Annotated in this window: 23 protein-coding genes and 1 tRNA gene; 12 read left to right on the top strand and 12 right to left on the bottom strand. The window is 67.3% G+C overall.

Going from position 1 to position 25,116, the window contains the following annotated elements; all coding sequences use genetic code 11:
* Window positions 1–38: 38 nt before the first annotated feature.
* From sucC to recA, 4 genes are all read right to left on the bottom strand, one after another.
* Window positions 39–1,205 carry an ADP-forming succinate--CoA ligase subunit beta gene (gene sucC / locus DM992_RS06740; protein ID WP_034178934.1) on the bottom strand — a complete coding sequence of 389 codons (1,167 nt, stop codon included), beginning with the start codon at window positions 1,203–1,205 and terminating at the stop codon, window positions 39–41.
* Between the two features lie 68 nt (window positions 1,206–1,273).
* Entirely contained in the window at window positions 1,274–1,912 is a 639-nt protein-coding gene (locus tag DM992_RS06735) for a DUF2889 domain-containing protein (RefSeq protein WP_111016187.1), read from the bottom strand.
* Window positions 1,913–2,058: 146 nt separating this feature from the next.
* Window positions 2,059–2,919 carry a recombination regulator RecX gene (gene recX, locus DM992_RS06730; RefSeq protein ID WP_111016186.1) on the bottom strand — a complete coding sequence of 287 codons (861 nt, stop codon included), beginning with the start codon at window positions 2,917–2,919 and terminating at the stop codon, window positions 2,059–2,061.
* Complete coding sequence (gene recA / locus DM992_RS06725) at window positions 2,919–3,989, bottom strand: recombinase RecA (RefSeq protein ID WP_111016185.1); 1,071 nt, start codon at window positions 3,987–3,989, stop codon at window positions 2,919–2,921. The genes recX and recA overlap by 1 nt, the downstream gene beginning before the upstream one ends.
* A gap of 190 nt (window positions 3,990–4,179) precedes the next feature.
* Between recA and DM992_RS06720 the strand changes: the two genes are divergently transcribed.
* From DM992_RS06720 to DM992_RS06705, 4 genes are all read left to right on the top strand, one after another.
* Window positions 4,180–4,908, top strand: coding sequence for a response regulator transcription factor (locus DM992_RS06720; protein WP_034178938.1), 729 nt, complete (start codon window positions 4,180–4,182; stop codon window positions 4,906–4,908).
* 17 nt (window positions 4,909–4,925) lie between these two features.
* A complete protein-coding gene (locus DM992_RS06715) occupies window positions 4,926–6,473 on the top strand; it encodes a sensor histidine kinase (RefSeq protein ID WP_111016184.1) in 1,548 nt (515 codons plus the stop codon).
* A 226-nt stretch (window positions 6,474–6,699) separates the two neighbouring features.
* A complete protein-coding gene (locus DM992_RS06710) occupies window positions 6,700–8,358 on the top strand; it encodes an MFS transporter (protein ID WP_111016183.1) in 1,659 nt (552 codons plus the stop codon).
* 158 nt (window positions 8,359–8,516) lie between these two features.
* Window positions 8,517–8,593: transfer RNA gene (locus tag DM992_RS06705), tRNA-Met, on the top strand.
* 183 nt (window positions 8,594–8,776) lie between these two features.
* On the opposite strand, the gene DM992_RS06700 is transcribed toward DM992_RS06705, so the two are convergent.
* Both DM992_RS06700 and DM992_RS06695 read right to left on the bottom strand, forming a co-directional pair.
* Complete coding sequence (locus tag DM992_RS06700; protein ID WP_111016182.1) at window positions 8,777–9,751, bottom strand: LysR family transcriptional regulator; 975 nt, start codon at window positions 9,749–9,751, stop codon at window positions 8,777–8,779.
* A gap of 174 nt (window positions 9,752–9,925) precedes the next feature.
* Window positions 9,926–10,897, bottom strand: coding sequence for a GlxA family transcriptional regulator (locus DM992_RS06695; RefSeq protein ID WP_111016181.1), 972 nt, complete (start codon window positions 10,895–10,897; stop codon window positions 9,926–9,928).
* A gap of 116 nt (window positions 10,898–11,013) precedes the next feature.
* On the opposite strand from DM992_RS06695, the gene DM992_RS06690 reads away from it, so the two are divergent.
* Complete coding sequence (locus DM992_RS06690; RefSeq protein WP_111016180.1) at window positions 11,014–11,697, top strand: DJ-1/PfpI family protein; 684 nt, start codon at window positions 11,014–11,016, stop codon at window positions 11,695–11,697.
* Window positions 11,698–11,755: 58 nt separating this feature from the next.
* Entirely contained in the window at window positions 11,756–12,067 is a 312-nt protein-coding gene (locus DM992_RS06685) for a cupin domain-containing protein (RefSeq protein WP_111016179.1), read from the top strand.
* 25 nt (window positions 12,068–12,092) lie between these two features.
* Here the strand turns inward: DM992_RS06685 and DM992_RS06680 are convergent, their stop codons facing one another.
* Complete coding sequence (locus DM992_RS06680) at window positions 12,093–12,377, bottom strand: PAAR domain-containing protein (protein WP_111017842.1); 285 nt, start codon at window positions 12,375–12,377, stop codon at window positions 12,093–12,095.
* 358 nt (window positions 12,378–12,735) lie between these two features.
* Window positions 12,736–13,128, bottom strand: coding sequence for an MAPEG family protein (locus DM992_RS06670; protein ID WP_111016178.1), 393 nt, complete (start codon window positions 13,126–13,128; stop codon window positions 12,736–12,738).
* 420 nt (window positions 13,129–13,548) lie between these two features.
* On the opposite strand from DM992_RS06670, the gene DM992_RS06665 reads away from it, so the two are divergent.
* A complete protein-coding gene (locus tag DM992_RS06665) occupies window positions 13,549–16,656 on the top strand; it encodes a transglycosylase domain-containing protein (RefSeq protein WP_111016177.1) in 3,108 nt (1,035 codons plus the stop codon).
* Between the two features lie 34 nt (window positions 16,657–16,690).
* On the opposite strand, the gene DM992_RS06660 is transcribed toward DM992_RS06665, so the two are convergent.
* Window positions 16,691–17,038, bottom strand: a complete 348-nt coding sequence (locus DM992_RS06660) for a GFA family protein (protein WP_111016176.1) — start codon at window positions 17,036–17,038, stop codon at window positions 16,691–16,693.
* Between the two features lie 152 nt (window positions 17,039–17,190).
* Here DM992_RS06660 and DM992_RS06655 point away from each other — a divergent pair, with 152 nt between their 5' ends.
* Window positions 17,191–17,439, top strand: a complete 249-nt coding sequence (locus DM992_RS06655) for a DUF1272 domain-containing protein (RefSeq protein ID WP_111016175.1) — start codon at window positions 17,191–17,193, stop codon at window positions 17,437–17,439.
* An 18-nt stretch (window positions 17,440–17,457) separates the two neighbouring features.
* On the opposite strand, the gene DM992_RS06650 is transcribed toward DM992_RS06655, so the two are convergent.
* Window positions 17,458–18,141 carry an FCD domain-containing protein gene (locus DM992_RS06650; protein WP_111016174.1) on the bottom strand — a complete coding sequence of 228 codons (684 nt, stop codon included), beginning with the start codon at window positions 18,139–18,141 and terminating at the stop codon, window positions 17,458–17,460.
* A gap of 155 nt (window positions 18,142–18,296) precedes the next feature.
* Between DM992_RS06650 and dgoD the strand changes: the two genes are divergently transcribed.
* Window positions 18,297–19,445, top strand: coding sequence for a galactonate dehydratase (gene dgoD, locus DM992_RS06645; RefSeq protein ID WP_111017841.1), 1,149 nt, complete (start codon window positions 18,297–18,299; stop codon window positions 19,443–19,445).
* Window positions 19,446–19,611: 166 nt separating this feature from the next.
* Here the strand turns inward: dgoD and DM992_RS06640 are convergent, their stop codons facing one another.
* Window positions 19,612–20,544 carry a CopD family protein gene (locus DM992_RS06640; RefSeq protein WP_111016173.1) on the bottom strand — a complete coding sequence of 311 codons (933 nt, stop codon included), beginning with the start codon at window positions 20,542–20,544 and terminating at the stop codon, window positions 19,612–19,614.
* Window positions 20,545–20,922: 378 nt separating this feature from the next.
* Here DM992_RS06640 and DM992_RS06635 point away from each other — a divergent pair, with 378 nt between their 5' ends.
* The 3 genes from DM992_RS06635 to DM992_RS06625 all read left to right on the top strand — a co-directional run bounded on the left by DM992_RS06635 (window position 20,923) and on the right by DM992_RS06625 (window position 24,584).
* Window positions 20,923–21,687 (top strand): c-type cytochrome, encoded by a 765-nt coding sequence (locus tag DM992_RS06635; protein ID WP_111016172.1) that lies wholly within the window; start codon window positions 20,923–20,925, stop codon window positions 21,685–21,687.
* Window positions 21,688–21,706: 19 nt separating this feature from the next.
* Window positions 21,707–23,005 carry a cytochrome c gene (locus DM992_RS06630; protein WP_111016171.1) on the top strand — a complete coding sequence of 433 codons (1,299 nt, stop codon included), beginning with the start codon at window positions 21,707–21,709 and terminating at the stop codon, window positions 23,003–23,005.
* Between the two features lie 127 nt (window positions 23,006–23,132).
* Window positions 23,133–24,584, top strand: coding sequence for a DEAD/DEAH box helicase (locus DM992_RS06625; RefSeq protein ID WP_111016170.1), 1,452 nt, complete (start codon window positions 23,133–23,135; stop codon window positions 24,582–24,584).
* On the opposite strand, the gene DM992_RS06620 is transcribed toward DM992_RS06625, so the two are convergent.
* The gene (locus tag DM992_RS06620; protein ID WP_072443440.1) at window positions 24,578–25,084 is read right to left on the bottom strand and encodes a hypothetical protein; all 507 of its coding nucleotides are present in this window, start codon (window positions 25,082–25,084) and stop codon (window positions 24,578–24,580) included. The two genes, DM992_RS06625 and DM992_RS06620, sit on opposite strands and share 7 nt — an antisense overlap.
* Window positions 25,085–25,116: the final 32 nt, after the last annotated feature.

Genomic DNA, 25,116 nt, shown 5'->3' with positions numbered 1-25,116 from the left:
TCGCGTATCTGCCGCGCCGCCATGCGTATTCGATAGCGTTACTTGCCTTCGGCAGCCGTGACGACCTTCTGCGCAGCTTCTTCCATGCTGTCCGCCGAGATGATCGGCAGGCCCGAGTCGGCCAGCATCTTCTTGCCGAGGTCCTCGTTCGTGCCCTTCATGCGCACGACGAGCGGCACCTTCAGGTTCACGGCCTTCGAACCGGCGATCACGCCTTCCGCGATCACGTCGCAGCGCATGATGCCGCCGAAGATGTTCACGAGGATCGCCTTCAGGTCCGGGTTCTTCAGCATCAGCTTGAACGCTTCCGTGACCTTCTCGGTCGTCGCGCCACCGCCGACGTCCAGGAAGTTCGCCGGTTCGCCGCCGAACAGCTTGATGGTGTCCATGGTCGCCATCGCGAGACCTGCGCCGTTCACGAGACAGCCGATGTTGCCGTCGAGCGAGATGTACGCGAGGTCGAACTTCGACGCTTCGATTTCAGCCGGATCTTCTTCGTCCAGATCGCGGTACGCGACGATTTCCGGATGACGGAACAGCGCGTTCGAGTCGAAGTTGAACTTCGCGTCGAGTGCGATGACCTTGCCGTCGCCGGAGACGTTCAGCGGGTTGATTTCAGCCAGCGACGCGTCGGTTTCCCAGAATGCCTTGTACAGGCCCTGCAGGATGGCACGCGCTTGCGGAATCGAAGCAGCCGGCACGCCGATCTTCGCGGCGAGGTCGTCGGCTTGAGCGTCGAGCAGGCCGGTCGACGGCTCGACGATGACCTTGTGGATCAGTTCCGGGTGCTTTTCGGCAACTTCTTCGATGTCCATGCCGCCTTCGCTCGAACCCATCAGAACGATCTTTTGCGACACGCGATCGACGACGAGGCTGACATACAGTTCCTGCTTGATGTCGGCGCCTTCTTCGATCATCAGACGGTTGACCTTCTGGCCTTCCGGACCGGTCTGGTGCGTGACGAGCTGCATGCCGAGGATCTGGTTCGCGTATTCGCGGACCTGCTCGATCGACTTCGCGACCTTCACGCCGCCGCCCTTGCCGCGACCACCCGCGTGGATCTGAGCCTTGACGACCCACACCGGGCCGCCGAGTTCTTCCGCCACCTTGACGGCCTCGTCCACCGAGAACGCCGGCTTGCCGCGCGGTACCGCGACTCCGAATTTCCGCAGGATTTCCTTACCCTGGTACTCGTGAATCTTCATGCGTGATTCCCTTCAGTCTGAGAGTTGGATGAAAAGTCGCTTAAGACGCTTCTTCGAATGATTTCCGTTCATTCCTTCGTGCTGCCCCCGACGGGCATGTCCCCGACGGGCATGTCCCCGACAGGCACGTCCGGCCGGCTCGCGCCATACCAGCGCGGGTAGTACTGCCGCACGACCTCGCCGTCGAACCGCAGCGCACGGCAGCGGCCGAGCTGGAACGGCGGTTCGTCGCGCGCGCCGTCGTGATCCGACCCTTCGCCACCCTCCTCGCGCACGCTCCATACGTCACCGGCGAATGCCTGGATCGCTGCCGTCGGCAGCACGGCGCACAGTTCGGTGAGATGGGAGCAGCCTGCGACACCGGACAGCAGTCGGTTCGCATCGCGGCGGAAGTGGCGGAAGAGATTGAGCCCGATGAGGGCCCGATAGGCGGGAGGGGCGGATTGACACTGACCGGGATAGGGCACCCATTCCGAAGACGCTTCGGCGTCGACGACATTGAGTTCACGATCGATAGTCACGCGCAGCCAGAGTTCGTGGATCGGCAGGCCCTGGGGCCGGATGCCCGACGCAAGCGCGACATCGCGCGGCTTGTGGTCGGTCAGGCAGGCTTCGATGTCCCACAAGCCGTCGCCGCGCTCGTAAGCTTCCGCTCGGATTGCGCGTCGATGTCGCAACTGACGGGGCACGGGCTCGGATAGCGGCATGCTGGAGGTTGAGGCCGAAGAGGAAAACCCACGAATTTTAGCATATTGGGTATTTGAGACAGTTTGACGCGACGGCGGGTATTCCCGCCTGTCCGGAAGCGGTTGCATTGCAGCAAAATCGCGCGCCACGCGCGCGACCGGAGCGCTCAATCGTCGATCGGGAAATCGTCGCCGACCTTCAGCAACTTCACGATGGTCGCGCTCGAGAAGCCGCGCGCGGCGAGAAAGCGCGCCTGCTTCGCACGCTCGGCCGGCGTTTGCGGCAATGCACCGAATTTCTTGCGCCAGACCGCCTGTGCGCGCGCCCATTCGGTCTCGCGCAGCTGCGCGTTCACTTCCTCGACGAGCGTGTCGCCGACCGCATGACGCTTCAGCTCGCTGACGATGCGCGCGACACCGACGCGCGACGCGCGACGATGCACGAGGCTCTCGGCGAAACGCGCGTCGGACAGCCAGCCTTCCTTCTCCAGCGCATCGAGCACCGGTTCGACGGACTCGTCTTCGCCGACATACGGCGCGAGCTTGCGCGCGAGTTCCGTGCGGCTGTATTCGCGCCTCGACAGATAGCCGAGCGCGCGGCCCTTCAACGAACGCGGCGGCTTCGACGACTTGCGTTTGCCGGCGCCCGGATCGTCGCCGGAAGCAGCGCTTGAAGAAGCGCCGCGCGTGCGACGCGGATGCTGGCTGCTGCGCGTATAGACGTCTTCCCTGGCAGGTGCCGACGCAGCGGATGCGCGCTCGCCCGGGAAGCTGACGCCGGACACGCGACGGCGGGACCGGTCGTGCGCGTCGAACGATTCACCGTCGTCGAACGGATCGTCCGGCGCGGCAATCTCAAACGAAACGAGGGCATCGTCGGATGCCCTCGTCGCGGTGCGGTTCGCGGCGTTGCCGCCAGCGACCCGCCGGTCGGCGCCCGAGGATCCGGCTCGCCGGCCGGAGCGACCCGCCGCTTCGGGCGCGTCGCTCTCCTCCGGCTCGCCAGCGTGACCTCGGCGCCCGACCATCACTCTTCTTCGTCCACCGCCTCGGCTTCGTTGCCTGCGCCATCGGGCATTGCGACGACGCCGAGCGATTCGCGGATGCGGTTCTCGATCTCGCGAGCGATTTCCGGATTCTCGCGCAGGAATTCACGCGCGTTGTCCTTGCCCTGGCCGATCTTCTCGCCGTTGTAGCTGTACCAGGCGCCCGCCTTGTCGACGATCTTCGCCTGCACGCCGAGGTCGATGATCTCGCCCTGACGCGAGATGCCCTCGCCATACAGGATGTCGAAGATCGCTTCGCGGAACGGCGGCGATACCTTGTTCTTGACGACCTTCACGCGGGTTTCGTTGCCGATCACCTCGTCGTTCTTCTTGATTGAGCCGATCCGGCGGATGTCGAGGCGCACCGACGCATAGAACTTCAGCGCGTTACCGCCCGTCGTGGTTTCCGGGTTGCCGAACATCACGCCGATCTTCATACGAATCTGGTTGATGAAGATCACGAGGCAGTTCGTGCGCTTGATCGTGCCGGTCAGCTTGCGCAGCGCCTGCGACATCAGGCGGGCCTGCAGGCCCGGCAGCGAATCGCCCATCTCGCCTTCGATTTCGGCCTTCGGCACGAGCGCCGCGACCGAGTCGATGACGATCATGTCGATCGAGCCCGAGCGCACCAGCGCATCGGTGATTTCCAGCGCCTGCTCGCCGGTGTCCGGCTGCGAGATCAGCAGCTCCGGCACGTTCACGCCGAGCTTCGCCGCGTACTGGACGTCGAGCGCGTGCTCGGCGTCGATGAACGCGGCCGTGCCGCCGATCTTCTGCAGTTCGGCGATCACCTGCAGCGTGAGCGTGGTTTTACCGGACGATTCCGGACCGTAGATCTCGACCACCCGGCCGCGCGGCAGGCCGCCGACGCCGAGCGCGATGTCCAGCCCCAGCGACCCCGTGGAGACGACCTGGATGTCCTCGGCCACCTCACCGTCGCCCATCCGCATGATCGACCCTTTGCCGAACTGCTTTTCGATCTGCGCGAGTGCGGCCGCCAGCGCCTTGCTCTTCTCGGCGGTCATCCCGGAGCCCTTCTTGCTTTCTTCCATGAATCGTCCTTTGCTATGATGAGCAGCGTCTGTTAAAGGCGCGCCCGCTTTCAAGCGCCGCCCACGAATGCAGACACTGTATAAAAAAACAGTGTTTTATGCAAGCCCGCAATGCAGGCTGCGTTGTACACGAATAACTTCGGAGACAGCCGCGCCGGCGCGAACACCCTGCCGGCCATCGGTCAGCAACATGCGAATTCTCATCGCCGAAGACGACAGCATACTCGCGGACGGCCTCACCCGGTCACTCCGCCAATCGGGCTATGCGGTCGACCACGTGAAGAACGGCGTCGATGCCGATACGGCGCTGTCGATGCAGACATTCGACCTGCTGATCCTCGATCTCGGGCTGCCGAAAATGTCCGGGCTCGACGTGCTCAAGCGCCTGCGCGCCCGCAATTCCAACCTCCCCGTGCTGATCCTGACCGCCGCCGACAGCGTCGACGAGCGCGTGAAGGGCCTCGACCTCGGCGCGGACGATTACATGGCCAAGCCGTTCGCACTCAACGAGCTCGAGGCGCGCGTGCGCGCACTGACCCGGCGCGGCGCGGGCGGAGGCCCGACCGTCGTGCGGCACGGCTCGCTCGCGTTCGACCAGGTCGGCCGCATCGCGTACGCGAACGATCACGTGCTCGATCTGTCCGCGCGCGAACTCGGCCTGCTCGAGGTGCTGCTGCAGCGGATCGGCCGGCTCGTGTCGAAGGAGCAGCTCGTCGACCATCTGTGCGAATGGGGCGAGGAAGTCAGCAACAACGCGATCGAAGTCTACGTGCACCGGCTGCGCAAGAAGATCGAACCGAGCGGCGTCCGGATCTCGACCGTGCGCGGCCTCGGCTATTGCCTCGAAAAGGTCGCGCCCGCCGCGCCGGCCGACACCACAGCGCCCCAGCCCGCGACGGCCGGCACGCCGCTGCGCTGAAGCCGGGCGTCGCCGCGATGGCCACGCCGGCCCATTCCCGCCCCCCGACCGGCGCGCCGTCGTCGGCCGCCGACGATGCGCGCGACGCGCGCTACGAGAACCCGTTCGCGCCGCCCGACGAAACCGATGCGCCCGAGGCTCCGCGCCCGCGCTCGCTGTTCGGCGAAATCCTCGACTGGATGCTCGCGCCGCTGCTGCTGCTGTGGCCGATGAGCATCGCCGTCACCTATCTCGTCGCGAAGACGATCGCGAACGGCCCGTTCGACCGCGCGCTCGAGACCAACGCATACGTGCTTGCGCGCCAGATCCACCCGGTGAACGGCGTCGCCGAGCTGACGCTGCCGGAGCAGACGCGCGACTTCCTGCGCGCGGACAACGTCGACAGCGTTTACTTCCAGGTGCTCGGCGCGCGCGGCGAGCTGGTCGCGGGCGAAGCCGACATGCCGCTGCCGCGCGACGAGGACCGCCCGCCGCCGGGCGTCGTCGTGTTTCGCGACGACCTGCTGCGCGGCAACGACGTGCGCGTCGCGTATACGACGGTCGCGCTGCCGCAGGCGAGCGGCACGCAGCCCGTGCTCGTGCAGGTCGGCGAGACGCTCGACAAGCGCAACGCGCTCGCGAACGACATCATCAAGGGCGTGATCCTGCCGCAGTTCGTGATCCTGCCGCTCGCGATCCTGCTCGTCTGGTTCGGGCTGTCGCGCGGGCTCGCGCCGCTCAACGCGCTGCAGGCGCACATCCGCGCGCGGCGGCCCGACGACCTGTCGCCCGTCGAGGCGCAGCGCGCGCCGCCCGAAATCGAGCCGCTCGTCACGTCGTTCAACGACCTGCTCGCGCGTCTCGAACAGAACATGGCGCTGCAAAAGCGCTTCATCGCCGACGCCGCGCACCAGATGAAGACGCCGCTCGCGGGCCTGCGCACGCAGGCCGAGTTCGCGCTGCGCCACCCCGTCCCGCCCGACGTGCAGCGCTCGCTCGAGCAGATCGCGACGAGCTCCGAGCAGGCCGCACGGCTCGTCACGCAACTGCTGGCGCTCGCGCGCGCCGAGAACCGCGCGAGCGGGCTCACGCTCGAGCCGGTCGAGATCGCCGCGCTCGCGCGGCGCGCAGTGCGCGACTGGGTGCAGGCCGCGCTCGCGAAGCGGATGGATCTCGGTTACGAAGGCCCGCCGGACGACGCGCCGCTCGACGTCGACGGCAATCCGGTGATGCTGCGCGAGATGCTCGGCAACCTGATCGACAACGCGATCCGCTACACGCCGGAAGGCGGCCGCATCACGGTGCGCGTACGCGCCGAGCGCGCGGCGCGGCTCGTGCATCTCGAAGTCGAGGACACGGGCCCCGGCATCCCGGTCGCCGAACGCGAACGCGTCGTCGAGCGCTTCTACCGGATTCTCGGCCGCGAAGGCGACGGCAGCGGCCTCGGGCTCGCGATCGTGCGAGAGATCGCCACGCAGCACGGCGGCACGCTGACGCTCGACGATCACGTCTACCAGCAGGCGCCGCGCCTCGCCGGCACGCTCGTGCGCATCAGCCTGCCGCTGGCGGAAACTGCTCCGGATTAACCCTGACGCGCACCGCGGCAACGCGCCGCGATCGCGCCGAAGCCGGCGTTTTGCCGGACGTTCGCACCACGATCGTCACGCGAAGCACCCGATTCGGCGCGGGTTAACGCGCAGTCGTTTTGTGCGCGCGAGTCAGTGCGCCGTAAGTTTCCGTGCCAATAATCGTCGACAGGCCCGCCCACCCAAGGCGGCCGCATATCTATATCAAGGGACTTGGAGACGATTCATGGCAACGTTAGGCGGGCAAATTTCGCACGCGCCGATGACGGGCGAAGAGAAAAAGGTGATCTTCGCGTCGTCACTCGGGACCGTGTTCGAGTGGTACGACTTTTACCTGGCCGGCTCACTCGCGGCCTACATCAGCAAGAGCTTCTTCTCCGGCGTCAATCCGACCGCAGCGTTCATCTTCACGTTGCTCGGCTTCGCGGCCGGCTTCGCTGTGCGGCCGTTCGGCGCGATCGTGTTCGGCCGGCTCGGCGACATGGTCGGACGCAAGCACACGTTCCTCGTGACGATCGTGATCATGGGCCTCTCGACGTTCGTGGTCGGCTTCCTGCCCGGCTATACGTCGATCGGCATCGCCGCGCCGGTGATCTTCATCGCGATGCGGCTCCTGCAGGGCCTCGCGCTCGGCGGCGAGTACGGCGGCGCGGCGACCTACGTCGCCGAGCATGCGCCGGCGAACCGGCGCGGCTTCTACACCGCGTGGATCCAGACGACCGCGACGCTCGGCCTGTTCCTGTCGCTGCTCGTGATCCTCGGCGTGCGCACGTTCATCGGCGAGGAAGCGTTCGGCAACTGGGGCTGGCGCGTGCCGTTCATCGCATCGATCGCGCTGCTCGCGGTGTCGGTGTGGATCCGGCTGCAACTGAACGAATCGCCGGTGTTCCTGCGCATCAAGTCGGAAGGCAAGACGTCGAAGGCGCCGCTGACCGAAGCGTTCGGCCAGTGGAAGAACCTGAAGATCGTGATCCTCGCGCTCGTCGGCCTGACCGCCGGCCAGGCCGTCGTGTGGTACACGGGCCAGTTCTACGCGCTGTTCTTCCTCACGCAGACGCTGAAGGTCGACGGCGCGAGCGCGAACATCCTGATCGCGATCGCGCTCCTGATCGGCACGCCGTTCTTCCTGTTCTTCGGGTCGCTGTCGGACAAGATCGGCCGCAAGCCGATCATCCTCGCGGGCTGCCTGATCGCGGCACTGACCTACTTCCCGCTGTTCAAGGCGCTCACGCACTACGCGAACCCGCAGCTCGAGATCGCCACGCAGAAGGCGCCGATCACGGTCGTCGCCGATCCGGCCACCTGCTCGTTCCAGTTCAACCCGGTGGGCACGTCGAAGTTCACGAACTCGTGCGACATCGCGAAGAGCGCGCTCGCGAAGGCCGGCCTGAACTACGAGAACGTCGCGGCACCGGCCGGCACGATGGCCGAGATCAAGGTCGGCGATACGGTGATTCCGGCATACGACGGCAAGGCGGCCGACGCGAAGGCGCAGGGCGCGGCGTTCGACAAGACGCTCGCATCGACGCTGAAGGGGGCAGGCTACCCGGCGAAGGCCGACCCGGCTCAGCTCAACTGGCCGATGACGATCGTGATCCTGACGATCCTCGTGATCTACGTGACGATGGTCTACGGGCCGATCGCCGCGATGCTGGTCGAGATGTTCCCGACGCGGATCCGCTATACGTCGATGTCGCTGCCCTACCACATCGGCAACGGCTGGTTCGGCGGCTTCCTGCCGGCGACCGCATTCGCGATCGTCGCGGCGAAGGGCAACATCTACTCGGGGCTCTGGTATCCGATCGTGATCGCGCTGGCCACGTTCGTGATCGGCCTGCTGTTCGTCAAGGAAACGAAGGACTCGAACATCTACGCGCAGGATTGATGTCGAAGCGCGGGCTGGCGCCGGTTGCCGGGTTTGCTCTCCGGTGACCGGCAACCGGCTCCGCGCCGACGCCGGCTCGGGCCGCCGGCAACTTTTTTCACGGAAGATGAAAAAAGGTGTTGACAGTCCGACGGACGATCTCCATAATTCATTTCTTCGGCGAATTAGCTCAGTCGGTTAGAGCGACGGAATCATAATCCGCAGGTCCGGGGTTCGAATCCCTGATTCGCCACCAAATGCAAAAAGGGCCCAGCGCAAGCTGGGCCCTTTTTCTTTGCTCGGAAAAAACGCTCCGGTCGCGGTCGGCGTCAACATCATCAGCTTTGCAGCCGCGATGATGCGGTAAGGCAAACCAGTCGACGGCGTTTGACGATTCCAATGAAACCGGCGCAGCCAACGACAGGCCGCACCGCTCCCATCACGCCGCCACCGACCCTCTCTCCAGCTTCGCCGCGTGCGCAAGCACCTTCCCGCGCCAGTTCTCCCCACCTTCCAGCGCCGGTGTCGACTCGAACACCTCCGCGATCCAGTCGGCGAACACACGCACCTTCTGCGACAAATGCCGGTTGTGCGGATAGACGATCGAAATCGGCTTCGGCTTCGGATTGCAGTCCGGCAGCACCTCGACCAGCGATCCGTCGAGCAGGTTCGGCAGCACCATGAACAGCGTCGGCTGGATCATCCCGAACCCTTCGAGCCCGCACGTCACGTAGGCATCCGAATCGTTGACCGTGACCTCCCCGCTCATCCGCACCTCGACCGGCTTGCCGTCGATCATGAACACCCACGGAATCGCACGCGCGCCGTGGCTCGAACGGAAATTCACCGCATGATGTTCGGCAAGATCGGCAATCTCGTGCGGCTCGCCGTGACGCGCGACGTAATCCGGCGACGCGCAGGTCACGCGTTTCAGCATCCCGATGCGCCGCGCGACCATCGACGAATCCTCGAGCGGCCCGACCCGGATCATGCAGTCGATGCCCTCCTCGATCGGATCCACATAGCGGTCGGAAAGCCCCAGCTCGAGCGTGATGTCGGGATAGCGCTGCCGGAAAATCGACAGCGACGGCAGCACGATGCGCCTCCCGAGCGAACTCGGCATGTGGACGCGCAGCACGCCGCTCGGCTTGCGGTTGCCGGTCTGGAAGCTCGCGTCGGCTTCCGCGATCTCCGCGATGATCTTCATGCAATGCTCATAGTACGCGGCACCTTCCGGCGTCAGCGACAACCGGCGCGTCGTCCGGTGCATCAGGCGCACGCCGAGCAGCGCCTCGAGATTCTGGATGATGGTCGTCACCGACGCGCGCGGCATCGCGAGCGTGTCGGCCGCGCGCGTAAAGCTGTTCGCGTCGACCACACGGGTAAAAACTTCCATTGCCTGGATTCGGTCCATGCTGCCCCCCTTCGAATCGCCAACGGAACAGAATAGAGCGCGCGGCGGGCGCGGCACAAGCCCCCGTCTATTGTTCCCTCATCCTGAATAGTTTCGGCATTTCGCACTGGAAAGCGATCGATTTTCGTTCAGTTCCAGACGGCAATCGCTCCGGCCCCGATCGCGCGCCGCGCGTTACCGCACGAACCGCTCCCGATATGCCTGCGGCGACACGCCCAGCACACGCACGAAGCTGCGCCGCAACGTCTCCTCCGAACCGAATCCGCACCGCGCGGCGATCCGCTTGACGGGCCATGTCGTTTCGCCGAGCAGGCGCTGTGCGGCCTCGACGCGGATCTGCTCGACCGCGCGCGCGGGCGTGCGGCCGGTTCCCGCGCGATAGTGGCGCACGAAGCTGCGCTCGCTCATGCGCACGCGCTCGGCCAGCGCAGGCACCGACAAGTCGGCCGTCAGGTGCTCGGCCATCCACGCATGCAGTTCGCCGAACCGGTCGTCGGTGCGCTGCATCGACAGCATCGCGCTGAACTGCGCCTGTCCGCCCGGGCGCTTCAGGAACACGACAAGTTCGCGTGCGGCGTCGAGCGCGGTCGCACGCCCGAGATCCTCCTCGACCAGCGCGAGCGCGAGATCGATGCCGGCCGTCACGCCGGCCGACGTCCACAGCGCGCCTTCGCGGATGAAGATCGGATCCGCTTCGACGCGCACGTTCGGGTAGCGCGCGGCGAATTCGTCGCAGCGCGCCCAGTGCGTGACCGCGCGCCGCCCGTCGAGCAGGCCGGCCTCGGCGAGCAGGAACGCACCGGTGCAGACCGACGCAACGCGCCGCGCGCGCTCGGCCTGCTGCCGCACCCAGCGCACCAGCCGGGCATCCTGCGATGCCGCATACACGCCCTTGCCGCCCGCGACGATCACCGTATCGGGACGGCGCGCGGCCGAGCGCAGCGACTCGGCCATCACGACGAGGCCCGACGACGTCTCGACGGGCCCGGCATCGGCCGCGACGACACGTGGCGCATACGGCGCTGGCTGCCCGCGCTCCAGCGCGAGTTCGTTGACGGACGCGAACACCTGCAGCGGCCCCGACACGTCGAGCAATTGCGCGCGGGGGAACGCGAGGACCAGGATCGAGCGCGGGGCGGCAGGCATGGCGATTGGCTGAAAACGTGGGTGATATGGCAATTTCGCCAAACACTACGCGCCTAGAATCGATCTGTCCATCGTGTGCCGGCAACGGCGCGTTCCTCTACCCCCGGAGTCCTCGCATGACCCTGCATATCGGCCTTCTCGTGTTTCCCGGCGTCCAGCAACTCGATCTCACCGGCCCGCACGACGTGCTCGCGTCGCTGCCCGACGCGGCCGTCCACCTGGTCTGGAAGTCGCGCGACGCCGTCGCGTCGAGCAGCGGCCTCGCGCTCGCGCCGACCTGTACGTTCGACGACTGCCCGCCGCTCGACGTGATCTGCGTTCCGGGCGGCATCGGGATCAACGATCTGCTGCTCGACGCCGAAACGATCGCGTTCGTGCAGCAGCGCGCAGCCGCCGCGCGCTACGTGACGTCGGTCTGCACGGGCGCGCTGCTGCTCGGCGTGGCCGGCCTGCTGCGCGGTCGGCGTGCGACGACGCACTGGGCGTTCCACGCGCTGCTCGAACCGCTGGGTGCAGTGCCCGTGCGCGAGCGTGTCGTGCGCGACGGCAACCTGATCACGGGCGGCGGCGTGACGGCCGGCATCGACTTCGCGCTGACGATCGCCGCGGAACTGGCCGGCGATGAAGAAGCGCAGGCGATTCAGCTTCAGCTCGAATACGCACCCGCGCCGCCGTTCGACGCCGGCTCGCCCGACACCGCGCCGGCATCGGTCGTGAAGCGCGTCACCGAACGTTCGGCGGCCGGCTTCGCGAAGCGCAGGCAGACGATCGAGCAGGCGCTGCGCGCGATGTCGCGTTGAATTCGGGTGCGGGAAAATTGACTGGAAACGACGCGCATTCGCGCCGGGGAACACATCGATGAACATCATCCGCAGCGCCGCGTTCACCGCGAACCGCCCGTGGGGCGCGCTCGACATCGCGAACCTGAACGGCATCACGGTCCGCCTGCACTGGACCGACCAGCCGTATCGATGGCATGTGAACGACGGCGATGAAGTGTTCGCGGTGCTCGACGGCCGCGTCGAGATGCGCTATCGCGTAGCAGGCATCGAGCACGCGACGGTGCTCGAAACCGGCGACGTCTTCCATGCGACGGCCGGCACCGAGCACGTCGCGCATCCGCTCGGCGAAGCGCGCATCCTCGTGATCGAGACGGAAGGCAGCGTGTGACGGCGGGCCGCCGCGCGGCGTGGTTTTACCCCGAGATCGTCCCCGTGCCCTGCGACGGGATCAGTTTCGGTTGCGGCGTGCACACGCACTGGCACAGGTCGTGTTCGAGCGCGACGACCTTGCCCATCACGGTCATCGTCCGCTCGCCGCCGTCCGACACGATCACGCCTGTCGTCTTGCACGTGGCGCAGAACACGGGCGCGCCGAGATAGGCGAGTTCGCGTCCGTCGAACGACGAATTGGCGATCCCTTCGAGCACCACGCCGCCGTGGTCGGTCGTGTCGCCCTTCAGAATGAATTTGCGGCTCATGATGTCGGTTCTTCCCTCGGAAACGCCGCGCCACGCGGCAGCGAGGCCGCGCACGGGCAATCGGATACCGCCCGTCGGTCGCGGGCGTCCCGCGAGCATATCACCGCTCGCGGCGGCCGCCTGCGGATCGCCTCAGCCGCCCCCGTCAGAACTTGTGCCGCATGCCGAACCGCGCGTCGAACTGGCCGTCGTTCGCGGATGCGCCGGGGCCGTTGATCGCGGCGACCGCCGCCCGCCCCCGTCGAGTCGGTGCCCAATGCGCGCCGGTAGACGGCGGTCAGATACACGTCGGCGCACTTCGACAGGAAGTAATCGAGCCCTGCCGCGACCCGGCGAAACGTCGCGCCATCGTCGCCGTTCAAACGAACAGCGCGATGCACAGCGCGACACCGCACAGATACGTGCCGAGCGCGCCGGTGAAACGCACGGGATTCGGCCTGGCCATCGTCGGCCACGCAAGCAATCCGATCACGAGCAGGCAGCGGCATGCGGTTGCCGCGACGATCAGCGACAGGATCGCGCGCGACGGATCGTGTGCGCCGAAATAGAGAAACAACACGGCGAGAAACGGCGCGTATTCGGCCGTGTTGCCGTGCGCGCGCACGACCTTGTGCAAGCCATTCGTCGGATCGGGCGCACACCCGAATCCGGTGGTGTGCCGGAAGCGCGAGACGGACACGACGAGCCCGAGCCCGAACAACAGCAGCCCGAGGATGGCCGTGCAAACGAGCGCGACGGGATGGATCGGCATGGGACACCCGGCGAAAGCGGAAATGCGCCGCAGATCCGGCGATCCTATCCTCTGCCGGCATGCACGACTATCGCGGAAACCCGTAGCGTCGCCGCGCGCCGGCCACGATTTCGCGAACAGGATACGGCCCGATTTGCTGCGATACCGCAGCGCACGAAACCGGTGCATCGACCGCCTGCCCGGCCGCCCGAGCCTGCCGGCCGCCCCCTTGTCACGCGGACGCTTCGGTGGCGGAACGCGCAAACGTTAGCCCGCGACGGCGCGCGCCGCCGCACCGCAACGCCGGCTGCCGCACGTCACAGGTACGTGCGTTGCATCGGCGCATCTCGGTAGTGAACCGCCCTTGGCAGCACGCGGTTGAGGACTACACTAATCCTTAATGGGGTGCGGCCGGAGCCCTCCCCTCAGGGAGATGCCGTCATGAATCGGCCGCTTAATCGTATCCTTCCGCGCGTGACCGGTCTCGCATCGGTCTGGACGTGGGTCAAATGGTCTTTGCTGGCCGCGCTGCTGATCGCGCTCGCGATCGTCGCGCGGCTCGTGCAGACCGAGATCGAAACATCCCGGCTGCAGGCACGCTACCTGTCCGAGCTCACCCGCGATGTCGGCTATACGGTCGAAACGGGCCCGAGCGATCACATCCGCTTCCCCGCGAACGGCCCCTACGACCAGCGCCTCGGCTACGCGATGATTCCGTCGTTCCAGGAGCGGCTGCTCGCGCGCGGCTTCGTCGTCGGCAAGCAGGCGCGCGATTCGCAACGGATGCTGTCGCTCGGCGAGCGCGGGTTGTTCCTCCCTTACGAAGAAAAGGACCAGACGGGCCTGATGCTGTTCGATTCGACCGGCGCGCCGCTGTTCGCGACCGTGTTCCCGCAGCGCGTCTATGCCGACTTCGACACGGTGCCGCGCGTGGTCGTCGATTCGCTGCTGTTCATCGAGGATCGCTACCTGCTCGACGCGAACGAACCGAACCGCAACCCGGCGATCGACTGGGGGCGCTTCAGCCGCGCGCTCGCCGACCAGGCGCTGCACGTCGTCAACCGTCACCAGGCGCGCCCGGGCGGCAGCACGCTCGCGACCCAGATCGAGAAGTTCCGCCATTCGCCCGAAGGCCGCACCGCGACGCCGCCCGAGAAGCTGCGGCAGATCGCGTCGGCGTCGGTTCGCGCGTATCTGAACGGCCCGCAGACGATGCTCGCGCGCCGCACGATCGTCGTGCGCTACCTGAACTCGGTGCCGCTCGCCGCGCGGCCGCATATCGGCGAAATCACCGGCATCGGCGACGGTCTCGCCGCCTGGTACGGCCGCGACTTCAACGAAGTGAACCGGATCCTGTCCGCGCCGACGACCGGCGACAACGTCGACGAACAGGGCAAGACGTTCCGCGAGGTGCTGTCGTTGATCATCGCGCAGCGCGCGCCGTCGTACTTCCTCAACCGCGGCTATCCGGCGCTGCAGCGGCTGACCGACAGCTACCTGCGGCTGCTGTCGAACGGCGGCGTGATCTCGCCTGCATTGCGCGATGCCGCGCTGTCCGCGCAGATCGAACGCAGTGCGCCGCCTGCCGCCGCGCGGGTGCAGTCGTTCGTGTCGCGCAAGGCCGTGACGTCCGCGCGCGCGTCGCTGCTGTCGGCACTCGGCATCAGCGACGTGTACCAGCTCGACCTGCTCGACCTGGAGGCGACCAGCACGCTCGACAACGGCGTGCAGCAGGCCGTCGCCGAGCGGCTCGCGAAGGCATCGACGCGCGACGGCGCGCAGGCCGCCGGCCTCTACGGCTACGAGATGCTCGCGCCGAAGGACGACCCGTCGCATCTCACGTACAGCTTCACGCTGTACGAACGCCGCAACGGCGCGAACATGCTGCGCGTGCAGACCGACAGCGTGAACGAGCCGTTCGACGTGAATCGCGGCGGCCGCATCAACCTCGGCTCGACCGCGAAACTGCGCACGCTGATCACGTACCTGCAGATCGTCTCCGACCTGCATGCGCGCTATGCGAACCTGTCGAACGCGGAGCTTGCGCGCGTGAAGCCCGACCCGGTCGACGGGCTGTCGCGCTGGGCACTCGACTATCTGTCGCATACGCGCGACCGCTCGCTGCAGGCGATGCTCGACGCGGCCGTCGAACGCAAGTATTCGGCGAGCCCCGACGTGTTCTACACGGGCGGCGGCGCGCAGGTGTTCTCGAACTTCGAGAAGTCGGACAACGGCCGCATCCTGACGCTGCATACCGCGTTCGAGCATTCGGTCAACCTCGTATTCGTGCGGCTGATGCGCGACATCGTCCACTACGAGACGCTGCAGGCGGCCGGCCCGTCGTCGTCGTGGCTCGGCGATCCCGAACAACGTCGGCATTACCTGCAGCAGTTCGTCGACGGCGAAAGCCAGGTCTACGTGAAGCGCTACTACACGCGCTATGCGGGCAAGGCACCCGACGACGCGCTGGCGCTGATGCTGAAGGACGTGCGCAAGTCACCGCCGAAGATCGCGACGGTGCTGCGCAGCGTCGCGCCGAACGAATCGCTCGCTTGGTTCAATGCGCAGATGCGCGCGCAACTGAAGGGCACGCCGGCCGCGACGCTGTCCGACGACGATCTCGCCGCGCTCTACGCGAAGTACGCGATCGACCGCTTCAACCTCAACGATCGCGGCTATATCGCGAGCGTGCACCCGCTCGCGCTGTGGACGCTCAACTACCTGCGCGCGCACCCGAGCGCGTCGCTCGGCGAGGTCCAGCGCGAGAGCCGCGATGCGCGTTTCTACACGTACTCGTGGCTGTACAAGACGCGCTACCACGCGACCCAGGACCGCCGCATCCGCCGCATGGTCGAGCTGCGCGCGTACGCGGAGATCACGAAGTCGTGGCGCGCGCTCGGCTACCCGTTCGCGGAAGTCACGCCGTCCTACGCGGCCGCGATCGGCGCATCGGGCGACCAGCCCGACGCGCTCGCGAAACTGATCGGCCTGATCGCGAACGGCGGCCAGAAAGCGCCGACCGAGACGATCACGCGGCTCGACTTCGCGAAGGGCACACCGTACGAGACGCGCTTCGTGCGCGCGGCCGCACAGCCTCAGCCGATGCTGTCGCCGGAAATCGTCAACGTGGCGCACACGCTGCTGCGCGACGTCGTGCTCAGCGGCACCGCGCGCCGCCTCGCGGGCGGCTTCACGCTGCCCGACGGCAAGACGCTCGAGGTATACGGCAAGACCGGGACGGGCGACCAGCGCTTCAACGTCTACGCGCGCGGCGCGCGGCTGATCGAGTCGCGCAAGGTGAACCGCAGCGGCACGTTCGTGTTCGTGATCGGCGACCGGTTCTTCGGGGTCCTGACGGCGACCGCGCACGAACCGTACGCGGCGCGCTACGACTTCACGAGCGCAATGGCCGTGCAGTTGCTGAAGTCGATGGCGCCGGCGCTCGCGCCGCTGATCGAACGTCCGGCCGCCACCGGCACGCACGGCGCGGACCCCGCGCCGCAGGCGGAAATGCCCGCGCCAGGCGCCGCCGCGGGGCGGCCGTCCTGACCGCGGCACGTACGTTCACGCGACGGCACGCCGCTCAGTGCGAGCGGCCGTCGTAGTGCGTGACGGGCAGCGTGTCGAGGTCGACATCCTCGAGGCAGCGCACGTTGATCGCGGCCATCGCGGTGCCGTTCGGATGAACGCCCTCGGCGAACGGATGCATCCCGCAGCGCTTGCAGAAGCGATGGCTGATCACGTGCTTGTTGAACAGGTAGGTCGCGAGATTCTCGTCGGGCGTGAGGAGTTTCATGTGGTCGCGCGACACGAACCACATCAGCGCACCCTTGCGCTGGCAGATCGAGCAGTTGCACGCCATGACGCCCTGCAGGTCGCCTTCCACTTCGAACTTGACGTCTCCACAGTGACAGCTTCCGCGATAAAGCATGGTCGTCTCCCGATGCGGCCCGTGCGCGTCGACGGCGCCCGGACGGACGCTGTTGGCCAGGCCGATTCAAGCGGGTACAGTAGCGCGCACATGCGCCGCGCGCAATGTCCGGCAGCGCCCGTCCTGACCCTCCCCAACCAAGGAAAACCATCATGCTCGAACTGCGCCCCGGCTGCGAATGCTGCGACAAGGACCTGCCGCCCGATTCGGCAGATGCGCGCATCTGCACGTTTGAGTGCACATTCTGCGCGACCTGCGCCGACGACGTGCTGAAAGGCCGCTGCCCGAACTGCGGCGGCGACCTGGTCGTGCGCCCGCGGCGGCCGCCGAGCCTGCTCGCGAAGTACCCGGCATCGACGGAGCGCATCCACAAGCCGGGCGGCTGCGCAAACGCCGCCTGACGGCGCCGCCCCGTCCCGTCACGACATCTCGATCCGCGCGCGCGTCACCGCGAGCAGCGCCGCCATCGCGCGGCGCGCGCCGTCCTCGTCGCGCACGCGGATCGCGTCGCTGACGGCCGTATGCTCGGCGAGCGACGCGTTGTACACGTCCGCGCGGCGCGCATTCAGATGCAGTTGCGCCTCGAGCGTGCGATCGATCAGCGCGCCGAGCGGCACCAGCAGTTCGTTGCCGCCGGCCGCGAGCACGCTCAGGTGAAAGCGCAGGTCGGCGCGCACCCATTCGTCGACGTTGCGTGCATCGGCCATCGCGCGCGCTGCGTCGTCGATCGCGCCGAACGCTTCCGGCGTATGCGCGCGCGCGGCAAGCGCGGCCGCATACGGCTCGATCATTTCGCGCATCTCCTGCAGCTTCAGCGCGAACGCGAGCGGCGGCGCGACGCGCGCGTACCAGTCGAGCAGGTCGGCGTCGAGCAGGTTCCACGCATGGCGCGGCCGCACGCGCGTGCCGACCTTCGGCCGCGATTCCACGAGCCCCTTCGACGTCAGCGTGCGCAGCGCCTCGCGCATCACCGTGCGGCTCACGCCGTACAGTTCCATCAGGTCGGGCTCCCTTGGGAGCAGCGATTCGGGCGGATAGTCGCCGCGCAGGATCGCCGTCGCAAGCCGAAAGGCCGTCTGTCCATGCAGGTCGTGTTGAATGATCGTTCTCCGTTGGGCCCGCGTGCCGGCAGCCCACTATCTGCACAATAGTGCTATTAATACTATTTTTTATCGGGATACGCTAGGATAACCGAGAAAGCACGCGACCGTGCGCTGCGCCCGAGCGCCCGCGCCGGTCAACCATGGAGACTCGTATCGTGAAAATCACCCGCCTCGAAACTTTCGTCGTCCCGCCGCGCTGGCTGTTCCTCAAGATCGAAACCGACGAGGGCATCGTCGGCTGGGGCGAGCCGATCGTCGAAGGCCGCGCGCACACGGTCGAGGCCGCGGTGCAGGAACTGGCCGACTACCTCGTCGGCCGCGACCCGCTGCTGATCGAGGATCACTGGCAGGTGATGTACCGCGCGGGCTTCTACCGCGGAGGCCCGATCATGATGAGCGCGATCGCGGGCGTCGACCAGGCGCTGTGGGACATCAAGGGCAAGCATCACCGCGTGCCGGTGCACGCGCTGCTCGGCGGCCAGGTGCGCGATCGCATCAAGGTGTATTCGTGGATCGGCGGCGACCGGCCGAGCGACGTTGCGAACAATGCGCGCGCGGTCGTCGAGCGCGGCTTCAAGGCCGTGAAGATGAACGGCTCCGAGGAGTTGCAGATCGTCGACACCTACGACAAGGTCGAGCAGGTGATCGCGAACGTCGCAGCCGTGCGCGACGCGGTCGGCCCGCACGTCGGGATCGGCGTCGACTTCCACGGTCGCGTGCACAAGCCGATGGCGAAGGTGCTCGCGAAGGAGCTCGACCCGTACAAGCTGATGTTCATCGAGGAGCCCGTGCTGTCGGAGAACGCCGAGGCGCTGCGCGACATCGTCAACCAGACCAACACGCCGATCGCGCTCGGCGAACGGCTGTACTCGCGCTGGGACTTCAAGCACATCCTCGCGGGCGGCTACGTGGACATCATCCAGCCCGACGCGTCGCACGCAGGCGGCATCACCGAGTGCCGCAAGATCGCGACGCTCGCGGAGAGCTACGACGTCGCGCTCGCGCTGCACTGCCCGCTCGGCCCGATCGCGCTCGCCGCGTGCCTGCAGCTCGATGCGGTCAGCTACAACGCGTTCATCCAGGAGCAGAGCCTCGGCATCCACTACAACCAGGGCAACGACCTGCTCGACTACCTGCGCAACCCCGAGGTGTTCCGCTACGAAGACGGCTTCGTCGCGATCCCGCAGGGCCCGGGGCTCGGCATCGACGTCAACGAGGAAAAGGTGCGCGAGATGGCGAAGACGGGCCACCGCTGGCGCAACCCGGTGTGGCGCCACGCGGACGGCAGCGTCGCCGAGTGGTGAGCGCGATGCGCATCGCGCGCGGCTGCGGCCCGCGCGGTACGCATCGACTTCGGAACGGCCGCCCGACAGGCGGCCGTTTTACGTGAGCGGCGCGACGAGCGGCACGTGCCGGGCACGTGCCGGGCACGCGCCGGCGGCCTTGCGTCGCGCCGCGCGGAACCCGCCGTCAGCCGAGCGACGCGAACCCCGGCACGCTGAACGACAGCACGGCGGCCGCGACGAACACGCCGATCATCGTCATCCCTTCGAGATGCAGGATATTGCGGAACGTGTGCGCATCCTCGGTCGACGCGGTGCGGCGCAGCCGCGGCAGCGCCGAGAAGCGGTTCAGGCCGCCGAGCACGAGCGCGAGCGCGACGAGCAGCAGCTTCAGCAGCAACACGCGCCCCCACGTGCTGCCGTCCAGCGGCGCGAGCGAGTCGCCGAGCCCACGCAGCGCATTGAGCACGCCCGTCCCGAGCAAGAATACGACCGCGATGATCGACGTACGCGACAGTTGCTGGCCGATGCGGATCAGCGCGCCGCGTGCGACCGACGAACCGAGCGCCGGCAGCACCGCGAGCCCGCCCGCGAGCACGAGGCCGCCCCACACGGCCGTCGCGAGCAGGTGCAGCGTCTGCACGCCGACCGCCGCGGATAGCGCGCCCGTATCGGCCGCATGGCCGAGCGATGCCTTGCCGGCCGCGACCACGATCACCGCGAGCCACAGCACCGCGTGCGCGCCCGGGCCCTCCGGCTTCGCCAGCGCGACGATCGCGAGCACCACCGCGCCGGCGAACGCGACGCTCCACGCGAAACCCGCGTGCGTCTGCATCAGCACGGTCGGAATCGCGGCGAACGCGCCGCCGAGCCCAGCGCCGCTCATCGTCGCGGCCTCGTAGAGCAGCCAGCCGAGATCCGCGAGCACGAGCGCCAGCGCCGCCGCGACCAGCGAATGTTGTGCGCGCAACCACGCGGGATGCGAAGGCGAGACGACCGGCCGCGCGCCGTCCTTGCCGAGCCACGCCTTGAGCAGCGCCGAGCCGACCGCCATCGCGAACGCGGCGTCCATCAGCGCCGCGAGCGCGACCTGCCCGATCCACAAGCTGTCGAACTTCATTGCGCGCACCCTCCCGGAAACGGCTGGCCGGCGGCGCGGCGGCAACGGGACAGACAGCGGGAACGAGGCAACGGCACGGTAGAAAACGTCATCGATGAATCCGGAAACGGGAGAAATGACTGGACCTGCGGCGGAGGCGGCGCCGCGCGACCCGCGAGTGTACGGTCTTCGATGGCGAAAGCGCACGCCGGTTCACTTCGCCGCCGTGCAATACGCGTCAAATTGTCGCAAGTCGCAAACAGACAGGAACCGTTGTCCTTTTGCCAAATAGCCGTCATTACCCATCGATGATAGAATGCCGCGTCGCAGCAGCCCGGCTGTCCTGCCGTCCATGCGCCGAGCCGATCGTAGCCCGGACAAGGTCCCCGACGAATAATCATGGAGTCTCGTGTGTCTTCAAGACGCCTCTTCCGTCCGCTGCTCGCCGTTCTGTTGATCGGCGGAGCGGGCCTTATGAGCGCTGCCCAAGCGCAGACCAAGCCCACGGAGCAAGCGCACGCCCAGCAGGCGCCGCTCAAGGCACCCGATACGATGGCCGAGCGCGTGCGCGGCTGTACCGCATGCCACGGCGTCCACGGCCAGGGCACGGACAACGACTACTTCCCGCGTCTTGCCGGCAAGCCGGCCGAGTACCTGTACAACCAGCTCGTCAACTTCCGTGACGGCCGGCGCAAGTACCCGCCGATGAACTACCTGCTGACCTACCTGAACGACGACTACCTGCGCGAAATCGCCGAGCACTTCTCGGCCGAGCGTCCGCCGTACCCGGCGCCGGCGAAGCCGACGCTGCCGGCCGCCACGCTCGCACGCGGCAAGCAGCTCGTCACGCAGGGCGACCCGTCCCGCAAGCTGCCGGCCTGCGTGGCCTGCCACGGCGCAGGGCTGACCGGCATGCAGCCGGCGATCCCGGGCCTCGTCGGCCTGCACGCCGATTACCTGAGCGCACAGCTCGGCGCATGGCGCTCGGGCAACCGCCACGCGAAGGCACCGGACTGCATGCACGACATCGCGGCGAAGCTTTCCGACGAAGACGTGACGGCCGTGACCGCATGGCTCGCCGCGCAACCGGCGCCCGCCAACCCCGTGCCGGCCCCGGCGCGCTCGATGAAGACTCCGCTCGCCTGCGGCAGCGAACCGCAATAAGGCAAGGGAGACAGACACAATGAAACGCAAGTCCCTGTTTGCACTCTCGGCTGTCGCGATCGTCGCGGCTGCCGCCCTCGTGCCGGTCCTGTGGCCGGGCAACGATACGCTGCACGGCGCTGCCGCCGTCGCGGCCACGCCGGCCGACCAGGCCGCGCTGATCAAGAAGGGCGAATACCTCGCGCGCGTCGGCGACTGTATCGCGTGCCACACCGTGCGCGGCGGCAAGTCGTTCGCGGGCGGCCTGCCGATGGCGACGCCGTTCGGCACGATGTACACGCCGAACATCACGCCGGACGACAAGGACGGCATCGGCAAGTGGACGTCGGACGACTTCTACCGCGCGATGCACACGGGTCGCTCGAAGGACGGCAGCCTGCTCTACCCGGGCTTCCCGTTCGCGAGCTACACGAAGGTCACGCGCTCGGATTCGGACGCGATCTACGCGTACCTGCGTTCGGTCCCGCCGGTGTCGGTGCCGAGCCGTCCGCACGAACTGAAGTTCCCGTTCAACAACCGCAACCTGCTGATCGGCTGGCGCACGCTGTTCTTCAAGGAAGGCGAGTACAAGCCGGATCCGACGAAGTCGGTCGAATGGAACCGCGGCGCCTACCTCGTCGAAGGCCTCGGCCACTGCTCGATGTGCCACACGTCGATCAACATGATGGGCGGCCCGGTGAACTCGTCGGCGTTCGCAGGCGGCCTGATCCCGCTGCAGAACTGGTATGCGCCGTCGCTGACGAACGACAAGGAACTCGGCCTCGGCGACTGGCACGTACAGGAGCTGTCCGACCTGCTGCAGGCCGGCGTGTCGCAGAAGGGCGCGGTGTTCGGCCCGATGGCGGACGTGGTCCACAACAGCCTGCAGTACATGACCGACGAAGATACGCGTGCGATGTCGACGTACCTGAAGTCGATCCCGCAGAAGGCTGAAGCGCCGAAGAACATGCAGTACGAGCCGTCGAAGCAGTTCGGCAATGCGCTGTTCGATCAGGGCAAGAAGATCTACGCCGACAACTGCGCGACCTGCCACGCCGAAACCGGCGCGGGCAAGCCGCCGGCCTATCCGCCGCTCGCGGGCAACCATTCGATCATGATGGAATCGGCTGTCAACCCGATCCGCATGGTGCTGAACGGTGGCTATCCGCCGAGCACGTTCAAGAATCCGCGTCCGTACGGCATGCCGCCGTTCGCGCAGTCGCTGTCGAACCAGGAAGTCGCAGCCGTTGTAACGTATATCCGGATGTCGTGGGGCAACAACGGTACGCCGATCTCGCCGCAACAGGTGAGCGACCTGCGTTCCGCGCCGCTTGACTAAATAACGCGTGACGCAAACGGGGCGCGGCTGCGGGAAACCGCAGCCGCGCCCCTTTGCTTTTTGCGACGCCAGTCCCCGCGCGGGCCGCGCGAGGTGTCGCCGATCATAAAACTCAAGAGTGGTATCTATGTCTTTCGAATCTCTCGGCCTGGCCGAACCGCTTGTCAAGGCGGTCAACGAGCTCGGCTACACGTCGCCGACTCCGATCCAGCAGCAGGCGATCCCCGCCGTGCTCGGCGGCGGCGACCTGCTCGCCGGCGCACAAACAGGCACCGGCAAGACCGCCGGCTTCACGCTGCCGATCCTGCAGCGCCTGCACACGTTCTACGCCGAGCATCGCGGCGCGAAGCGCGCGGTGCGCGCGCTGATCCTCACGCCGACGCGCGAACTCGCCGCGCAGGTCGAGGAAAGCGTCCGTGCCTACAGCAAGTACCTGAAGCTGCGCTCGACCGTGATGTTCGGCGGCGTCAGCATCAATCCGCAGATCGATGCGCTCAAGCGCGGCGTCGACATCGTCGTCGCGACGCCGGGGCGCCTGCTCGACCACATGCAGCAGAAGACGATCGACCTGTCGGATCTCGACATCCTCGTGCTCGACGAAGCCGACCGGATGCTCGACATGGGCTTCATCCACGACATCAAGCGTGTGCTCGCGAAGCTGCCGCCGCAGCGCCAGAACCTGCTGTTCTCGGCAACCTTCTCCGACGAGATCAAGGCGCTCGCCGACAGCCTGCTCGACTCGCCCGCGCTGATCGAGGTCGCGCGCCGCAACACGACCGCCGAGAGCGTCGCGCAGAAGATCCATCCGGTCGACCGCGATCGCAAGCGCGAACTGCTCACGCACCTGATCCGCGAACACAACTGGTTCCAGGTGCTTGTGTTCACGCGCACCAAGCACGGCGCGAACCGGCTCGCCGAACAGCTGACGAAGGACGGCATCAGCGCGATGGCGATCCACGGCAACAAGAGCCAGTCGGCCCGCACACGCGCGCTTGCCGAGTTCAAGAACAGCACGCTGCAGGTGCTCGTCGCGACCGATATCGCCGCGCGCGGGATCGACATCGACCAGTTGCCGCACGTCGTCAACTTCGACCTGCCGAACGTGCCCGAGGATTACGTGCACCGGATCGGCCGCACGGGCCGCGCGGGCGCGACCGGCGAAGCCGTGTCGCTCGTGTGCGTCGACGAGAAGCAGCTGCTGCGCGACATCGAGCGGCTGATCAAGCGCGAGATTCCGCAGGAAGTGATCCCGGGCTTCGAACCCGATCCGAACGCGAAGCCGGAGCCGATCCAGCAGCGCCGTGGGCAGCAGCAGCCGCGCGGCGGTGGCGGCGGTGGCGGCGGTGGCGGCAATCGCCAGCCGCGCGCAAGCGGCTCAGGCCAGCCGGCCGCGAAGCGCGACGGCAGCGCGCAACCGAAAGCATCGCAGCAGAAGGCCGCGAAGCCGCGCACGCAAGGCGGTGCCGGCAGCAACGGCGGACGCCCGGCGGGCGGCGGCAACAGCGCGCGCCCCGCGAACGGCAACGCCGCGCACCCGAACCGCAACCGTTCGTCGCGCAGCGGCCAGCGCGGTCACTGAAGCCGCGCCGCCGCGCGCCGCAGGTGCTCGACCTGGCGTTGCCAGCGCGCGAGCACCGCGGCGCGCTCCCCTTCCAGCGTGAACGTGACGCCTGTCGCGAGACGCGCATAACCGACCCGCTGCGCATCGCCGTGCGCGATCGTCGCAGCGAATCCGGCCAGTCCGCCGAAGTCGCCTTCGAGCGGCTCGATCCTCAATTGCGCCTGAAAGAATGCGCCGTCCGCGACGAGCGTCAACGCGGCCGCGCGCCGTTGCGCGAGCGCGCGCGCCGCACGCGATTGCGGCCATAACGCCAGCAGCAGCGTGCGCGCATCGTGCGCATAGATCTCGCCGACGCCGAGCAGCGTCGTGCGCAACTGGCCGTCGTCGGTCGCGACGATCAGCGATGCGGCGATATCGGCATGACGCTCGAGCGCGGTGCCGTCGAACAGCGATACGACGGCCGGCGGCCACGCGTCGAACGTCCATTGTTCGAGCGCGTGGCGATGGGTATCGGTCATGGTGGCGTGGCCCCGGTGCGGATCAAGATCGG

Source organism: Burkholderia sp. JP2-270 (genome assembly GCF_003233675.1).
GTDB lineage: Bacteria > Pseudomonadota > Gammaproteobacteria > Burkholderiales > Burkholderiaceae > Burkholderia > Burkholderia pyrrocinia_C.
The sequence above is the reverse complement of the archived record's forward strand: the minus strand, read 5'-3'. Positions and strand labels throughout refer to the sequence as shown.

Bases quoted from the DNA above. Each gene is read 5' to 3' on its own strand.
- DM992_RS06685 (WP_111016179.1), top strand. From the start codon at position 11,756: ATGAACATCATCCGCAGCGCCGCGTTCACCGCGAACCGCCCGTGGGGC.
- DM992_RS06680 (WP_111017842.1), bottom strand. From the start codon at position 12,377: ATGAGCCGCAAATTCATTCTGAAGGGCGACACGACCGACCACGGCGGC.
- sucC (WP_034178934.1), bottom strand. From the start codon at position 1,205: ATGAAGATTCACGAGTACCAGGGTAAGGAAATCCTGCGGAAATTCGGA.
- DM992_RS06700 (WP_111016182.1), bottom strand. From the start codon at position 9,751: ATGGACCGAATCCAGGCAATGGAAGTTTTTACCCGTGTGGTCGACGCG.
- DM992_RS06715 (WP_111016184.1), top strand. From the start codon at position 4,926: ATGGCCACGCCGGCCCATTCCCGCCCCCCGACCGGCGCGCCGTCGTCG.
- DM992_RS06630 (WP_111016171.1), top strand. From the start codon at position 21,707: ATGAAACGCAAGTCCCTGTTTGCACTCTCGGCTGTCGCGATCGTCGCG.
- DM992_RS06625 (WP_111016170.1), top strand. From the start codon at position 23,133: ATGTCTTTCGAATCTCTCGGCCTGGCCGAACCGCTTGTCAAGGCGGTC.
- DM992_RS06695 (WP_111016181.1), bottom strand. From the start codon at position 10,897: ATGCCTGCCGCCCCGCGCTCGATCCTGGTCCTCGCGTTCCCCCGCGCG.
- DM992_RS06735 (WP_111016187.1), bottom strand. From the start codon at position 1,912: ATGCCGCTATCCGAGCCCGTGCCCCGTCAGTTGCGACATCGACGCGCA.
- DM992_RS06665 (WP_111016177.1), top strand. From the start codon at position 13,549: ATGAATCGGCCGCTTAATCGTATCCTTCCGCGCGTGACCGGTCTCGCA.
- DM992_RS06690 (WP_111016180.1), top strand. From the start codon at position 11,014: ATGACCCTGCATATCGGCCTTCTCGTGTTTCCCGGCGTCCAGCAACTC.
- recX (WP_111016186.1), bottom strand. From the start codon at position 2,919: ATGGTCGGGCGCCGAGGTCACGCTGGCGAGCCGGAGGAGAGCGACGCG.
- DM992_RS06710 (WP_111016183.1), top strand. From the start codon at position 6,700: ATGGCAACGTTAGGCGGGCAAATTTCGCACGCGCCGATGACGGGCGAA.
- recA (WP_111016185.1), bottom strand. From the start codon at position 3,989: ATGGAAGAAAGCAAGAAGGGCTCCGGGATGACCGCCGAGAAGAGCAAG.
- DM992_RS06655 (WP_111016175.1), top strand. From the start codon at position 17,191: ATGCTCGAACTGCGCCCCGGCTGCGAATGCTGCGACAAGGACCTGCCG.
- DM992_RS06640 (WP_111016173.1), bottom strand. From the start codon at position 20,544: ATGAAGTTCGACAGCTTGTGGATCGGGCAGGTCGCGCTCGCGGCGCTG.
- DM992_RS06660 (WP_111016176.1), bottom strand. From the start codon at position 17,038: ATGCTTTATCGCGGAAGCTGTCACTGTGGAGACGTCAAGTTCGAAGTG.
- DM992_RS06720 (WP_034178938.1), top strand. From the start codon at position 4,180: ATGCGAATTCTCATCGCCGAAGACGACAGCATACTCGCGGACGGCCTC.
- DM992_RS06635 (WP_111016172.1), top strand. From the start codon at position 20,923: ATGGAGTCTCGTGTGTCTTCAAGACGCCTCTTCCGTCCGCTGCTCGCC.
- DM992_RS06670 (WP_111016178.1), bottom strand. From the start codon at position 13,128: ATGCCGATCCATCCCGTCGCGCTCGTTTGCACGGCCATCCTCGGGCTG.
- DM992_RS06620 (WP_072443440.1), bottom strand. From the start codon at position 25,084: ATGACCGATACCCATCGCCACGCGCTCGAACAATGGACGTTCGACGCG.